The organism is Mesorhizobium sp. CAU 1732 (assembly GCF_039888675.1).
Lineage (GTDB): Bacteria > Pseudomonadota > Alphaproteobacteria > Rhizobiales > Rhizobiaceae > Aerobium.
Genome location: NZ_JBDQQR010000002.1, coordinates 259,891 through 273,696 on the forward strand (window position 1 = coordinate 259,891; position 13,806 = coordinate 273,696).

A 13,806-nucleotide genomic window follows, 5' to 3' on the forward strand; every position below is an offset into this window, starting at 1 on the left:
GGTATTCGCTCGGATCGAAGGATCGATATCGAAGGCCGCGTCAGGCGGCGTGGCGCGTATCCGCGATGACGCCGACGATGTCATCCACCACCTGCTCGACCAGCACCTTGTCGTCCGCCTCCGCCATGACGCGGATCAGCGGCTCGGTCCCGGACGGGCGAATCACTAGCCTGCCCGAATTGCCAAGGCGCGCGCGCGCATCCTCGATGGCGGATTTGACGTGCTTGTCCTCCAGGGGCGCGCCGCCCGAAAAGCGTACGTTCTTCAGGATTTGCGGTACGGGCTCGAACTTGCGGCAGATTTCGCTGACCGGCCGATCTTCGCGCTTGATGCAGGCAAGAACCTGCAGCGCCGACACGAGGCCGTCACCCGTCGTGGAGAAATCGGACAGAACGACATGGCCGGACTGCTCGCCGCCCACATTGAACCCGTGGGCGCGCATATGCTCCACGACGTAGCGGTCGCCAACCTTGGTGCGGTGAAGCGAGAGGCCGATATCGCCCAGATAGCGCTCGAAGCCGAGATTGGACATGACCGTCGCCACCACGCCGCCGCCCGCGAGCCGGCCGTTGCGGTGCCATGATTCCGCGATCAGCGCCATCATCTGGTCGCCATCGACGACCGTGCCGGTCTCGTCGACGATCACCACGCGATCCGCATCGCCATCGAGCGCGATACCGATGTCGGCGCGGACTTCGTGGACCTTCTTCGCCAGGCCCAGCGGGTGCGTCGAGCCGCAATCCTCGTTGATGTTCATGCCGTTCGGCTCGACATTGATCGCGATCACTTCGGCGCCCAGTTCCCACAGCGCGGCGGGCGCGACCTTGTAGCCCGCACCGTTGGCGCAATCGACCACGATGCGCAGGCCTGCCAGAGACATGGAGCGCGGCAGCGTGCGCTTGGCGAACTCGATGTAACGATCGTGAACGCCGTCGATACGCTTGGCGCGGCCGAGCGCGTCGGCATCGGCCAGCGCGATATCCACGTCGCGATCGAGCATCTGCTCGATGCGCATCTCGATCTCGTCCGAGAGCTTGTAGCCGTCGGGGCCGAACAGCTTGATGCCGTTGTCGTAATAGGGGTTGTGCGAGGCGGAGATCATCACGCCGATATCGGCGCGCAGCGAGCGCACCAGCATCGCAACCGCAGGCGTCGGGATCGGGCCGAGAAGGAAAACGTCCATGCCGGCCGCGCAGAAACCCGCCACCATGGCGTTCTCGATCATGTAGCCGGACAGCCGCGTGTCCTTGCCCAGAACCACACGATGGCGGTGGCTTCCGCGCTGGAACGACATGCCGACGGCCATGCCGACCCGCATGGCGACTTCAGCCGTCATCGGCAGTCTGTTCGCGCGTCCCCGGATTCCGTCGGTTCCGAAATAACGTCTCGTCATGTCTTCTCCGGGTTCCCGCCCTTGCTTCGCTGGCGAAGAGCTTTGCCACAAGGAACTGTCATCGGGGTATCACAATATATGAGTAGCGGTTACGAAATGCTGACCAATTGGTAAATGACGCAAAGTCCTCATTTTCGCTGAAACGCGGCTGTTTTGGACCGTAATTGCGCATTCAGGGTGAGGAAATCTCGACCTTGGTCGAGTGGGCCTACCTATTTCAGGCTCTCGACCCACGCGCGCAACAGCGTGGCGGCCGCGTCGTCAGGCAGCGCCCGGCCGAGTTCCGGCATCATGATACCCGGTTCGATGCTCTCCACCCGGTAGTTGAGGATCGAACCGTCCGGATCGCCCGGCTTGATATCGAAGAGGCGGCCGCCCGAACCGCGCCCCGCTGCCACCGGCCGCTTGTTGATCCCCAGGGCAGGACCGTGCGGCTCGGTCCAGGTCAGGTACAGCCCAGAATTGCTCGCCGGCCCCTCGCGGCGATGGCAATGCGCGCAGTTGACGTCGAGCCAGGCGCGGGCGCGGGCATCGATAGGGGCACTTTCGTCGCGCCAGTCCGGCGCCGCACCGAGCGCTGCCAGATCAGGCAAACCCTCCAGCATGCCCTCGTCGCGCCAGCGCTCGAGCTGGTTCGCCTGTCCGTCGTCATAGTCGATGACATGGTTGAGATTGCGCGCCTTCGGCCCCAGCGGCACGATCTCGCCGCTCATCGCGTGGCATGCCTTGCACTGGTTCTTGTTCGGCACCGCGTAGGTGAACGACAGCGCATCGCCGTCCGCGCCGATCGTCGCGATATCGACCTTGGCGCCCGCGATCTTCAGTTCGGCCTCGGTCTGCGCGTCATTCCACAGATAGGCCCACGCCTGCCAGCCATTCTCATGCTTGAGCATGACGCGGGTCTCGATAAGGCGGACATCGGTGTCGGGCGCACGGAAATCCGCGGGAAACGCAAAGGTCTTCACCAGCGCCGAGCCCACCGGAAAGTCGAACGCCTCGTCCTCGACATAGGTCGCCGCCTTGCCCTCCGGCACATAGGCGAAGCGCATCTTGAGCGCGCCGTCCGAAAACAGCGCCGTAGCGGGCGAAAACGGCACCACGCGATCGGCCGGACGCTGCCGCGCCATGTCGTCGAAGAAGCCGTACGCTGACAGCAGCTTCGGAGGCCGGTCGGCGAGGATCGCCTCGTCGGAGACGGCGAAAGCAGGGGAGGCGATCGCTGACGATAACAGAATAGTCAGTGCGAGTACGACGCGCCCTACGCGCCAACCGACGTAGGCGGCACGCATTGCTTATGCCCCCTCATCCTGCGGCAGCACCACCGCGGCAGGTTCGGGCAGCGCGCCCTTGTATCCGCTGATATCCTTGTCCGGCCACCAGCCCCACGGCAGCAGCATCTGCGAGATCATCTTGAGGTTGGCGAACGTCGTTCCGTCCGCCTCGTCGATATAGATGCGATCGCCCGCCGACACCCATGAGAGATACTCCGGAATGCGCGTCACGCCGTCCCAGATGATGTCGGGCAGCGGCGTGCCGGCCACGTCGGACAGGATTTTGCCGACCCCGCCATCCGGCTCCCAGCCGCCTTCCCCGTAGGTATTGCCGTGCACGAAGACCCCACGCGGCACGAACATGTAGTCGTCGTCCTCGTATTCGTTCGGATAGGCCGCAATCAGCACATGCGTCGTCGCGTTCTTGTCGAAACGGTTGCCGAAGACGTGGACGTTGCGGTTGGCCATCACCATCACGCCCATGCCCTTCGGCACGATGCCGACGATGTTCCCCTCGGGCGCGAAATTCGGCGTGTCGTTCTCGACGATGTCGTTGTCGAAAACGCGGATGTCGTGCCCGCCCTGGACCGGCAGGTTGGGGAGGTCGAAGATCAGGATGCCGCCGGTGTTGTGGCGGGCCGTGTTGCCGTAGACGTCCGCCCGATAGGAATTCTCGATCTCGATGCCCGCGACATTGTACTCCGCCACCGAATTGCGGACGATGATGTCCTCGCTCTGGCCGACATAGATGCCCGCATCCGATGCGCCACGCACGATGACGCCGTCGATCAGCACGTTCTTGGACGATACCGGATAAACGCCGTAGGCGCCGTTTTCCGGCTTGGGTCCGCCCGTCCATTCTACGCGCAGGTTTCGAAATGTGATCTGGTCGGAGCCCTTCGACTTGACGCCGTCGCCCTTGCTATCCTCGACCCCGAAATCCTCCAGCACGACGCGATCGGATGTCACCAGCAGGCCCTCGCCCGAGCCCGTCTGGCCGGCGAAGGACAACACGGTCCGGTCCGCGCCCTCGCCGCGCACCGTCACCTCGTCCACATCGAGCGAGAGCCCATCGGTCAGATCGTACCGCCCCGCGGCGATCGTCACCGTGTCGCCCGGCTCCGCCAGGATCAGCGCCTCGATCAGGCGCTCGTTGGCGTTTTCGCCCGGCTCGACGCGAATGTCCGCTGCGCCCGCCGTCATCGTGCCCGCGAGCAGCGCGACGATCGAAAGTCCCCCCATGCTGTTGAAAAGCTGCATCGTCTTCCTCCCCTTTTCCTGCGACGATGCGCCTCACATTGCGCCGAGTCAAGAAAGATGAAACAGTTTCACTTATGAGCGTCACACTGGAAGCGAGAATACCCGGCCGAACCGCCGAACCGCGCCAGAAGCGTGCGTTGGCGACGCGTGCGAACGTGCTTGCCGCAGTCGAGGCCATCGTCGCGGCAGAGGGCGCCGAGGCCGTGACGACCACGCGCATCGCCGAGGAGACCGGCGTCGCGGTCGGCACGATCTATCGCTATTTCGCGGATCGCGACGCGATGCTTTTGGAAACCTATGACGCGACGGTCGCGCGCATCATCACCGTCTGCCACGGCGCATTCGAAACGCTTCCGCCCGATGTCGATAGGAACGAGGCGGCGCGCGGCCTTCTGGCGGTCTATCTCGACGCTGCCGAAGCGATACCGGCGCATCCGGGCCTGCTCGCGGCGATGCGTCGCCTGCGTCCCGTCGAAAGTGCTGCGACCGGCGCCGAGGACCGCATCGTCACCGAGATCATCGCTCCCTTCCTGGCACGCTTCGCGCCGCTGGCCGCGATCGAGCCGGTGCGGCTCCGCCTGATGAGTACGGTGATCGGAACGCTGGTCGATCTCTATCTGGTGATGCCGGACACGACAGATCGCGAACGTGTCCGTAGCGAGATCGAGGCGCATGTGCTCTTCATGCTCGACCGGGCTGCCGCAGCACGCTGATCGGCGCACTAGGAGAACCGGTAGGCACCACGAAAATCGTATAAACGCAAAACGCCGCGACAAGCGCGGCGCTGCTATTCGGCAGATGAAAGCGGGGCTGTGCCGGCAGTAACTCCGGCGGCTCCTCGCCTCAGCCCTGCGGCTGAGGCTCCATGCCGCCTTCGGGCTCTTCGCCACCCTTCTTCTTGCCTTCCTTGCGCGCGCCGGCTTTCGGCACGGTGGAACCGCGTGAGGGAGGTGTGTCGTCGCCCAGATCACGCGACGGCTTTTCGCCGGCCATGATCTGCTTGATCTCGTCGCCGGACAGCGTCTCGTATTCGAGAAGTCCTTCGGCGATCGCGATCCATTCCTTCTTCTTGCGCGTCAGGATGCGCGTGGCCTCGGTATAGGCCTCGTCGATCAGACGGCGGACTTCGGCGTCGATCAACTGCGCAGTCTCTTCCGAGACGTTCTGGGTGCGCGCGACGGAATGGCCGAGGAACACCTCTTCCTGGTTCTCGCCGTAGGCGACGTGACCGAGCTTTTCCGAAAAGCCCCAGCGGGTCACCATGGCGCGCGCCAGCTTTGTCGCCTGCTCGATGTCGGACGACGCACCGGAGGTGATGTTGTCCTTGCCGAACTTGAGTTCCTCGGCGACGCGGCCGCCCATCATGATGATGAGGCGCGACGTCATCCACTTGTAGCTCATCGAATAGCGGTCGCCTTCGGGCAACTGCATCACCATGCCCAGCGCACGGCCGCGCGGGATGATCGTCGCCTTGTGCAGCGGATCGGCCGACTTGACGCTCAGCGCGGTGATCGCGTGGCCGGCCTCGTGATACGCGGTCAGCTCCTTCTCGGCCTGCGTCATCGCCGTCGAGCGGCGCTCCGCACCCATCATGATCTTGTCCTTGGCGTCCTCGAACTCGGCCATGGTGACGAGCCGCTTGTTGCGGCGCGCAGCCATCAGGGCGGATTCGTTGACGAGGTTCATCAGGTCGGCGCCGGAGAAGCCCGGGGTGCCGCGTGCCAGAACCTTGAGATCGACATTCGGTGCCAGCGGCACGTTGCGGACGTGGACCTTGAGGATCTTCTCGCGGCCGATGATGTCCGGATTGGGCACGACCACCTGGCGGTCGAAGCGGCCTGGACGCAGAAGCGCGGGATCGAGCACGTCGGGACGGTTCGTCGCCGCGATCAGGATGACGCCCTCATTGGCCTCGAAGCCGTCCATCTCGACGAGAAGCTGGTTCAGCGTCTGCTCGCGCTCGTCATTGCCGCCGCCGAGACCGGCACCGCGATGGCGGCCGACAGCGTCGATTTCGTCGATGAAGATGATGCAGGGCGCGTTCTTCTTGGCCTGCTCGAACATGTCGCGCACGCGGCTCGCGCCGACGCCGACGAACATCTCGACGAAGTCGGAGCCCGAAATGGTGAAGAACGGAACGTTGGCTTCACCTGCGACCGACCGCGCCAGAAGCGTCTTGCCGGTGCCGGGAGGGCCGACGAGCAGAACGCCGCGCGGAATCTTGCCGCCGAGGCGCTGGAACTTCTGCGGGTCGCGCAGGAACTCGACGATCTCCTCGAGGTCCTGCTTGGCCTCGTCCACGCCGGCGACGTCCTGGAAGGTCACCCGTCCATGCGCTTCAGTGAGCAGCTTGGCCTTCGACTTGCCGAAGCCCATGGCGCGCCCGGACCCGGACTGCATCTGGCGCATGAAGAAGATCCAGACGCCGAGGATGAGGATCATCGGCAGCCACGAGATCAGATAGCCGAATATGGAATTGGAGCCGTCGGACTCGGGCCGCGCATTGATCGTCACGCCGCGCTGTTCGAGCCGCTGGACCAGCCCGGTATCGCCGGGCGAATAGGTCTGGAAGCCTGAGCTGGAGTCGCCATAGGTGCCGGTGATCCGGCTGCCGGCGATCGTGACCGTGTTGACACGGCCCGAATCCACCTCGGCGAGAAACTCGGAATACGGAACCTCCCGCGCCACACCACGTTGCTGGGGCGTCTGGAACAGGTTGAAGAGCGCGATCAGCAAAACGGCGATGATCGCCCAGAGCGCGAGGTTGCGATAATTCGGATTCATCGTGTTTCCCGTTGGTGACCGGCGTCCACAAACGCCGCCGGCACGCATCCCAAATGCAGTAGTCGAGCCTAACATAGGCAGCGCGCGGACCCTTGCCAAGCGCTACAAGGCCACTCGGTTAAGGTCCTTCGTCAATGTGGTTGTTCAATGGCGCGGATGGAAGTGCAGGCGCGCCGACGAGCTGCCGCAAGGTCATCGCCAGAGGCAGATCAAAATCGGGCAGGAAGCGCGCATAGGGCGATGCGATCCGCACAGCGGTCACGCCTGCCGCGACCTGCCCCGCGCCAAGCAAGCCGGCAAGCGCTTCACCGTCGAACACGGCCGGTTCGGCAGCCAGCGCAGCCCGCACAAGGCTTGGCGGCACGCCCGCAATGTCGGCATTCATCGCCTTTGCGTGACCGGGTCCGAGCGGACCCACGCTCAGCGGCTTGGCCGGACCGGTCGCCGCGATCCGCCACCGTCCATCCCAGACCGCATTGCCAAACGTCTGCAAGATCGGCAGCGTCCGCGCTTCGCGCCTGATCCACACTGCATCAGACCTGGCATCCACGACGGCGCGCGACAATGTGGCGCGCAGCGTTTCCCGCCCGATCCTGTCGAACAAAGCGGCGGTGCGGGTGGCGTCAGGCAGATGAGACGTTCCCCCGGCAACGGCCAGAAGCGCGCGCAATGCCTGCACGCCCCCGTCCCGGTGCGACGTTCGGAAGACGGCGTGATCGAGCCGGAACAGCCCGGCGGCTGGAGAGGTGGCATGCTGGCCGAGCACATCGGCAGCGCGCTGCGCGATGTCGCGCCGCGCGCTTGCTGCAGCCCTTGCGCGATCCGCCCAGTCCTCGACTGTGCCGGACTCACCCAGCGCCCCGCGCATCCGCACCCGTTCGTAAGATGGGTTCCTGTTCGTCGGGTCATCGATCCACGCGATGCCGCGCGCAACGAGGTCGTCACGCAATCGCTGGCGGCGCACCCCGAGAAGCGGCCGCACGATCCAGATGCGGTCGTCGAAAAGCGTGGCGGGCGCCATCCCGGCCAGACCGGCGCCCTCGCCGCGTTCCGCGCGCATCGCCACGGTCTCAGCCTGGTCGTCCATCGTATGGCCGGTGAGGATCGCCGACGCGCCGACTTCTTCCGCCACATGGGCGAGCAGGTCGTAGCGCGCCTCGCGCGCCGCTGCGATCAAGCCCGTCGCCGGCTTCATGCCGCGCCAGGTAACGGCTCGATGATCGATGCCGTGGTCATTGCAGAAGGCTGCGACCTGTCGCGCCTCGTCTGCGGCTTCTGCACGCAGGCCGTGATCGACGGTGACCGCGACCGCGCGGGCTGACGACCCGGAATGGATCAGGAATTCCCGCAGCAAGACGAGCAGCGCGAGCGAGTCGCTGCCACCGGAAACGGCGACGACAAGAACGCGATTGGCTGACAGGTCTAGCGAGGAAAAGAGAAGCGCCGGATCGATGCGGCTTGACGCGCTATCGGTCCGTGGGCCTGCAGCAGGCGTCACGATCAGCAGGAGGCCTGTGCCTGTTCCCGCTTTATGCTCTCCTTGAGAGCGTCGGTCGTCTGGGGGTAGCGCTGCTGCACTTCCGAAAACGTGGCGCAGGCGACGTCGCGCTGCTTCATGGCCGCCAGCGAGACACCGAGCTTGAAGAGCGTGTCGGGGGCCTTGCGGGCCTGCGGAAAGTCGCGGCTCGCTGCAAGGAAGATTTCGGCCGCCTCGCGCGGCTTCTCCTGCGCGAGGAGAGATTCGCCCAGCCAGAAATGGGCGTCGGCGGCGTTGTCGTTGTCGGGATAGGTGGCGATGAACTCGCGGAAGCCTGCCTCCGCCGTTCCGTAGTCGCCGGACAGGATGAATTCATAGGAGTTGCGGTAGAGTGCGTCGGCTCCGCCGCCCGATGGCAGCGCCGCGACCGTCGTGCCGTCCGAATTGCCGCCGGAAGCCGCAGGCGGCTGTGCGGCAATGCCGCCGCCCGTCGCATTCCCGTTCTCGTCGAAGGTGATGGTGCCGAAATCGCGCGGCGGCGCGCCGAGCACCTGCGAGTCTCCGTCGACGCGCGGCGGCGTGGTCGAGTAGAACTCGTCGTCGCCGCTGCCCGCCCCCGGTGCGACCGCGGCCGTGTTCTGCTGCGGCTGCGCGCGCGGTGCGGTTTCGCCCGCGTCGGTCCGGCGACCTTCCATCTCCTGGAAGCGCAGTTCGTTGTCTTCCTGCATGCGGCGCAACTGGTCCTGCATCTGGAGAAGCTGGAAGTTCAGCTCCTCGATCGTGCCGGAGAGCTGGCGCACCTGCTCTTCAAGCTGCGTGATGCGGGGATCGGACGCCTGCGCAAGCTGCACTGGTGCGGCCTGGCTGCGCTGGGAAATCCCCGGCAGCCGCAATGAAGGAAGCGAGAAGGAGATGCCGCCACCCTGTTGGGCCGCCGGGAGGTCGGCCCGGTCGATCGCATGGGCAACGCTGGTCAGCGCGATCGGCAATGCGACGACACCGCTGAGCAAGGTTCGCAGGAACATGGGTCAATTCACCTTGAGTTGATACTGAACGAGCAGGATCGAGCCTGCCCATTGTTGCTTTTATCAGCACAGCAGAGTTCGGCCAAATTTTGTTTACACCGCGGAAAGGCGGGCTTTGGGCCGCGATAGCCCAAGAAAAAGGCGGCCACGGGGCCGCCTTTCGCTCGTATCGATGATGTTTGACCGAAATCAGCTTCCGGCACCGTTGAGCACGGTGACCGAGCGGCGGTTCTGCGACCAGCACGAAATGTTGTCGCAGACGGCAACCGGGCGCTCCTTGCCGTAGGAGATCGTCCTGATGCGGTTCGCCGGAACGCCGCGAGCGACGAGGAAGTCGCGGGCCGAAGCGGCACGGCGCGCGCCGAGTGCAAGGTTGTACTCGCGGGTGCCGCGTTCGTCGGCGTGACCTTCGACCGTGATCGAATAGGAGCTGTACTGGCCAAGCCACTGCGCCTGGCGCGACAGCGTCTGCTGCGCATCGGCACGGATCACGGACGAGTCCGTATCGAAGAAGATGCGGTCGCCGACATTGACGGTGAAGTCCTGGCTGGAACCCGGCGTGGCCGCACCGGCACCACCCCCAAGGCCCAGGTCGGACGCGTTGTTGGGAGTCTGCTTGTTGGCGCAGCCCGCGATGGCGAGCATGGCGACGAGAGCGACGGCAATGGGATTGCGGGTTATGGCTGCGATACGGCGCATGGCCGCCTCTCCTTCGCATTTGAGTGAAACTGTTGAACGTCCAGTAACCATGACTGGGTTAATCTGTGATCAACGAACAGGGTTAATAGTTGACTAACGGGCCAGTGTAGAACTCGTGGCGTCCCCGCCGACTCACCGCTATTCGCCCGCACACTAGGGCAAAATACGGCGGAAACGCGGCGTTTTCATGCCGCGCATCGCTTCGCTGGCTATTCCCGGTTACTCGAGAAGGGGCGACCATGCCGGGTCGGACGCGAATTGCGGCGTCGCGATGGCCTGCTCGTTGCGCCCCGTCAGATCGATCGAGAACAGCCGTGGTCCACCGGAACCGGCAGGCTCGCGGAAGAACATGATCACCCGTCCGTTCGGAGCCCATGTCGGTCCTTCCTGCAGATAGCCGGAGCTGAGAATACGCTCGCCGGACCCGTCCGTACGCATCACGCCGATCTGGAATTCGCCGCCTGTCTGCTTGGTGAAGGCGATCAGGTCGCCGCGCGGCGACCAGACCGGCGTCGAATAGGTGCCGTCCCCGAAGGAGATGCGCTGCGGGTTCGAGCCGTCCGCACCCATGACGTAGATGTGCGGTCGCCCGCCGCGATCCGACGTGAACACCACTCGCTGGCCATCCGGCGAGTAGGATGGCGAGGTGTCGATCGAGTTCGAGTTCGTCAGACGGGTGGTGCTGCGGCTCCTGAGGTCCATCGCGTAGATATTGGAGTTGCCGTCGTCGCGCAGCAGGCTCATCACGACCTTCTGCCCGTCCGGCGAAAAGCGTGGCGCGAATGTCATGCCCGGAAAATTGCCGACGAGTTCGCGCTGGCCGGTCTCGATCTGCAGCAGATAGACCTGCGGCTGACCGCTTTCATAGGACATGTAGGTGATTTCCTGCCGGTTCGGCGAGAAGCGCGGCGTCAGGACGATCGAGCGTCCGTCCGACAGATGACGCTGGTTCGCGCCGTCCTGGTCCATGATCGCAAGCCGCTTGACGCGCTGGTTCTTCGGCCCGCTCTCGTCGACATAGACGATGCGCGTATCGAAATAGCCCGTCTCGCCGGTCAGGCGCTCATAGATCGCATCCGCGATGATGTGCGCAACGCGGCGCCAGTTTTGCGGGTTGGCGAAGAACTGCTCGCCCACCAGTTGCTGGCCGGCAAACGTGTCCCACAGGCGGAATTCGGCGCGCAGGCGGCCGTCGGCCTCCTTGGTGACGCGACCGGTCACGAGCGCTTGGGCGTTGACGACCTTCCAGTCGTCGAAGCGGGGCGCCTGATCCGGGTTCGATATCTGCTCGATGAAGGCTCCCTTCGCGATCGGTGCGAACAGACCCGAACGTTTGAGATCGGCGGTCACGACTGCCGCGATCTCGGCGCCGACGCCATCGGCCGACACGAAGTCGGTGATCGCGATCGGCATCGGCTCGACGACGCCCTGCGTGATGTCGATTTCGAGCTGGGCTCGGGCCGGCAGTGCCGTCGTAAGCGCAACGCCTACAGCCAGCGCTGCGACCGAAAGAAAGGACTTCAGGGATTTCATCATGCGATTTGCCTCATGGGTCCGAATTGGGCTCATGTCTTGGGTTTTCTCGAAGATCAGAACATGTCGCGCGGGTCGAAATTGACGGTCACTTCCGCCCAGGCGTCGTGTTTGTCGGCCGGGAGCTGAAAGCCCCGCTGGTTGCAGACGCGCACGGCGCGAAGGGTGCTGTCGTCGAAGGCGCGGTCGCCGCTCGAGGTGTGCACCGCTGGCTGTCCCTCCAGCGTGCCCGTGGAATCCAGCCTGAACTTCACCGTAGTGCGCAGGTCGGACGCGCCCACCGCACCTGCCGGCACGTTCCAGCAAGCCTGAAGCTGACGCCTGATGGCGTCCTCTTCGGTCTGGCTGAGCTTCGCGCCCGTCGTCTGGCGACCGCCGAGTGCGGCCTGCTCGGTGGAGCGCTGTGCGCCGCCGCCGGAGGCCTTTTCACGGTTGAGCAGCGCCGCGACCTGATCCTCAAGGTTCTTTGAGTCCGACTCGCTCGATGCGGTTTCCCGCTTGGGCACGGCAGGCTTTTCAGGCTCCCTGCGCTCGGGCGCCCTGGCCGTCTGGGCCTGCGGCGGTTGCGGGCGCGACTGCGGCGTCGGCGCGCTCGTCGGAAGCTGCATCCCGTCCGGCGCGGGTGCTTGCGCCACTTCCGGCTCGGGCGTCGGTTCCGGGGTCACCTCCTGGGGCGGCGCAGGCGTCGGCGCGACTTCCGTGGCCGGGACCGGCTGCGGTTCCGGTTCTGGCGCTGGCTCCGGCTGCGGGGTCGGCTCGGGCGTCGGCGTCGGTGGCGTTTCGGAGGGAGGCGGCGCCTCGGCCGTTTCTACGGGGCGCGGCCTTGGATTGGGTGTAGGCGGCGTCGGCAGATCGACCGTGTTGTCGCCGACCTGTTGGGCATTCTCGACCACATCCTCGCGCGTCGTGGGGATCGGCGCCGGCTTCTCGGCCACCGGCGCTTGCCGATCGCCGGAAATGCTCTGCGCGAATTCCTCGATCGGCACGACGTCGACCGGGAATGATTCCGAGTTCGTCATATCGAGCGCGCGCGGCGACGACAGCGAAACCAGGCCGAAGCCGATTACAGCCGCATGCAGTGCCAGCGATGTGCCCAGTCCGGCTTTCATTCGGTCTAGCTGCCCTGTTCCTGCAAGGTCACGAGCCCGACATTGCGGAAACCGGCACCGTTGATGCGGCCCAGCACGCGCATGACGGTTGCGTATTCGGATCCGCCATCCGCACGCACATAGATGCGCTCGTCATAGCCGGTCTGCGCGATCGCCTCGAGCTTCGGGACGATCTCGTCGAGCGCGATCTCCGTATCCTGAAGGTAGATCTGGCCCGCCTGGTTCACCGAAACGGTGATCGGCTGCGTGTCGGAGTTGAGCGCGTTGGCGCGCGATTCCGGCAGGTCGATCGGCACGCCGACCGTCAGGAGCGGAGCGGCGACCATGAAGATGATGAGCAGCACCAGCATCACGTCCACGAAGGGCGTGACGTTGATTTCCGACATGAGGGCATGGCTGCGACCGCGCCGCCTGTGGCCGCGTCCGCCCCGCCCTCCAGCCTGTCCGGCCGACATACCCATTGGTTACTCCTCAAGCCGCCTTGGCGACTTTTTCATCGATTTGCCGCGACAGTATGGCGGAGAACTCGTCAGCGAAGCCCTCCATGCGCAGCGCGATCTTGCTCGCGTCGGATGACAGCTTGTTGTAGGCGAGCACCGCCGGAATAGCGGCGAGAAGGCCGAGCGCGGTTGCCAGCAGCGCTTCCGCGATGCCCGGCGCCACGACGGCGAGATTGGTCGATTGCGAACCGGCGATGGCCTGAAACGACGTCATGATGCCGATCACGGTGCCGAACAGTCCGATGAACGGTGCCGCCGAACCGACCGAGGCGAGGAAGCCGAGCCGGCCTTCCAGCGTCTCCATTTCACGCGTGAGCGCCAGATCCATCGCCTTGTCGATGCGTGTCTGAAGGCTGAGCGGCGACTTCACGCCCTTCTCGAAGCTCTTCTTCCATTCCCGCATCGCGGCGACGAAGATCGATCCCATGCCGCTGGTCTTGCGCTCCGAAAGCGTGCGGTAGAGTTCCTCGAGCGACTGGCCCGACCAGAACGTCTGCTCGAAGCGGTTCAGCGCGACGCGTATGCGTGCATAGGCGACGAGCTTGTCGATGATGATCGCCCAGGTCCAGACGGAGGCGACCAGAAGACCGATCATGACCAGCTTGACGATCCAGCCGGCTTGCCAGAACAAGCCCCATATGGAGTGGTCGCCGCTGGGAGCGGCAAGAGCGATTTGTTCCATTAATACTTAGTCCCTAAGATAACGGGGCGTCGCCATGCGGCCGCCCTTGCGCACCATCCCAATCGACCTCGGC

12 protein-coding genes are annotated in these 13,806 nt (G+C 64.9%); 1 reads left to right on the top strand and 11 read right to left on the bottom strand.

Annotation, left to right across the window (positions count from 1 at the left end; genetic code table 11):
• Positions 1-40: 40 nt before the first annotated feature.
• The 3 genes from glmM to AAFN55_RS18940 all read right to left on the bottom strand — a co-directional run bounded on the left by glmM (position 41) and on the right by AAFN55_RS18940 (position 3,924).
• Positions 41-1,393: a phosphoglucosamine mutase gene (gene glmM / locus AAFN55_RS18930; RefSeq protein ID WP_347800525.1), complete on the bottom strand. Its 1,353-nt coding sequence runs from the start codon at positions 1,391-1,393 to the stop codon at positions 41-43.
• A gap of 212 nt (positions 1,394-1,605) precedes the next feature.
• Positions 1,606-2,682, bottom strand: a complete 1,077-nt coding sequence (locus tag AAFN55_RS18935) for an SO2930 family diheme c-type cytochrome (protein WP_347800526.1) — start codon at positions 2,680-2,682, stop codon at positions 1,606-1,608.
• A gap of 3 nt (positions 2,683-2,685) precedes the next feature.
• Complete coding sequence (locus tag AAFN55_RS18940) at positions 2,686-3,924, bottom strand: parallel beta-helix domain-containing protein (RefSeq protein WP_347800527.1); 1,239 nt, start codon at positions 3,922-3,924, stop codon at positions 2,686-2,688.
• A 74-nt stretch (positions 3,925-3,998) separates the two neighbouring features.
• On the opposite strand from AAFN55_RS18940, the gene AAFN55_RS18945 reads away from it, so the two are divergent.
• Entirely contained in the window at positions 3,999-4,637 is a 639-nt protein-coding gene (locus AAFN55_RS18945) for a helix-turn-helix domain-containing protein (RefSeq protein ID WP_347800528.1), read from the top strand.
• 130 nt (positions 4,638-4,767) lie between these two features.
• Here AAFN55_RS18945 and ftsH read toward each other — a convergent pair whose 3' ends face one another.
• From ftsH to tolQ, 8 genes are all read right to left on the bottom strand, one after another.
• The gene (gene ftsH, locus AAFN55_RS18950) at positions 4,768-6,708 is read right to left on the bottom strand and encodes an ATP-dependent zinc metalloprotease FtsH (RefSeq protein WP_347800529.1); all 1,941 of its coding nucleotides are present in this window, start codon (positions 6,706-6,708) and stop codon (positions 4,768-4,770) included.
• Between the two features lie 118 nt (positions 6,709-6,826).
• A complete protein-coding gene (tilS, locus tag AAFN55_RS18955) occupies positions 6,827-8,206 on the bottom strand; it encodes a tRNA lysidine(34) synthetase TilS (protein ID WP_347800530.1) in 1,380 nt (459 codons plus the stop codon).
• A gap of 2 nt (positions 8,207-8,208) precedes the next feature.
• The gene (gene ybgF, locus AAFN55_RS18960) at positions 8,209-9,210 is read right to left on the bottom strand and encodes a tol-pal system protein YbgF (protein WP_347800531.1); all 1,002 of its coding nucleotides are present in this window, start codon (positions 9,208-9,210) and stop codon (positions 8,209-8,211) included.
• A 189-nt stretch (positions 9,211-9,399) separates the two neighbouring features.
• The gene (gene pal, locus AAFN55_RS18965; protein ID WP_347800532.1) at positions 9,400-9,909 is read right to left on the bottom strand and encodes a peptidoglycan-associated lipoprotein Pal; all 510 of its coding nucleotides are present in this window, start codon (positions 9,907-9,909) and stop codon (positions 9,400-9,402) included.
• Positions 9,910-10,128: 219 nt separating this feature from the next.
• Complete coding sequence (gene tolB, locus AAFN55_RS18970) at positions 10,129-11,445, bottom strand: Tol-Pal system beta propeller repeat protein TolB (protein ID WP_347800533.1); 1,317 nt, start codon at positions 11,443-11,445, stop codon at positions 10,129-10,131.
• 53 nt (positions 11,446-11,498) lie between these two features.
• Positions 11,499-12,551: a TonB family protein gene (locus tag AAFN55_RS18975; protein ID WP_347800534.1), complete on the bottom strand. Its 1,053-nt coding sequence runs from the start codon at positions 12,549-12,551 to the stop codon at positions 11,499-11,501.
• A gap of 5 nt (positions 12,552-12,556) precedes the next feature.
• Positions 12,557-13,012, bottom strand: coding sequence for a protein TolR (gene tolR / locus AAFN55_RS18980; RefSeq protein WP_347800535.1), 456 nt, complete (start codon positions 13,010-13,012; stop codon positions 12,557-12,559).
• 10 nt (positions 13,013-13,022) lie between these two features.
• Positions 13,023-13,733, bottom strand: a complete 711-nt coding sequence (tolQ, locus tag AAFN55_RS18985; RefSeq protein WP_347800536.1) for a protein TolQ — start codon at positions 13,731-13,733, stop codon at positions 13,023-13,025.
• Positions 13,734-13,806: the final 73 nt, after the last annotated feature.